The organism is Enorma phocaeensis (genome assembly GCF_900186505.1).
GTDB lineage: Bacteria > Actinomycetota > Coriobacteriia > Coriobacteriales > Coriobacteriaceae > Enorma > Enorma phocaeensis.
Genome location: NZ_LT891960.1, coordinates 1 through 1080 on the forward strand (window position 1 = coordinate 1; position 1080 = coordinate 1080).

General features: G+C 68.5%; 1 protein-coding gene. It reads right to left on the reverse strand.

Annotated elements, in window-relative coordinates:
* The coding region (gene istA, locus C1717_RS00005; protein ID WP_180965774.1) for an IS21 family transposase at positions 1-916 on the reverse strand (916 nt) is incomplete at its 3' end.
* Positions 917-1080: the final 164 nt, after the last annotated feature.

Consider the following 1080-nt stretch of genomic DNA (forward strand, 5'->3'; position numbering starts at 1 on the left):
GCAGCGGCGAGAGCGCCGCGCGGTCGTCCCCGAAGAGCTCGGACTCGGGCGCTCCCTTGCGGTAGTGCGGCTTGCCGTCGGAGAGCTCCAGGCACGTGCCGAGCAGCCTCCCGTTGTAGGCCTTCACGTCCCAGACCTGCGGGAGCGGGACGAAGAGGTTGCGCCTGAGCGCGCCGACCTTGTTCTCCACGGAGCCCTTCTCGTTCCCCGAGTGGGGGTTGGTGAAGCTGTAGTCGAGGCCGTAGTGGGCCGCGAAGCGCCTGAAGAGCCCGGAGGTGACGATCTGCGCGCCGACTCGGCGTCCGACCTCGGTGGCGTTGTCAAAGACGGCGCGCAGCGGCACGCCGCCGAGGAACTCGAACACGTCCCTGAGCCCCTGGCAGACGCACTCCGCGGTCTCGCCCCAGAAGACCTGGGCGAGCCCGACGTCGGGGTGCGGGAACGCGACCACGAGGAAGTGGCCCCGCGTGACGACGCCGCGCACGCGGAAGTCCGCCTGCCCGAAGTCGACCTGGCACTCGCCCGGGAGCCAGCCGGGCAGGAGGAACCCCTGCGCCTCGCGGGCGTCGAGCTCGGCGGCGAGCTCCTCGCGCCTGCGCTTGACGTACCTCTGGACGGTCGTGTAGGAGCCCGCGAAGCCCCTCTCCCCGACGAGGCGGTCGTAGACCCTCTTCGCGGTGTGGCGCTGCTTGAACCAGCAGCGCCGGTCCTCCAGCAGCCACGAGTCGATCAGCTCCGCGAAGGGCTCGAGCAGCGGCGACTCGGGCGCCCTGCCGACCGCCGGCGGCCTCTCGGAGAGGTCCGGCTCCCTCAGGTACTTCCTCACCGTGGGCTCGGAGACCCCGGTGTCCCGGGCGATCGAGGCGACGGTCGCCCCGTTCCTTCCGAGCTTTCTGATATCGTCAATCTTGTCCACGCCGATCATTTCCTCTCTGGCCCCCAATCGTCGTAACCGAAGCAACGACAACGGTAGGCCGAACGGGATGGTCGGCGTGCCCGCGCTCAGACCCGAAACTTTTTCGCGCTCATTCCCGAAAGATCAACGCGCCCAAATCCGCAAGACGGAGACTATCAAATACA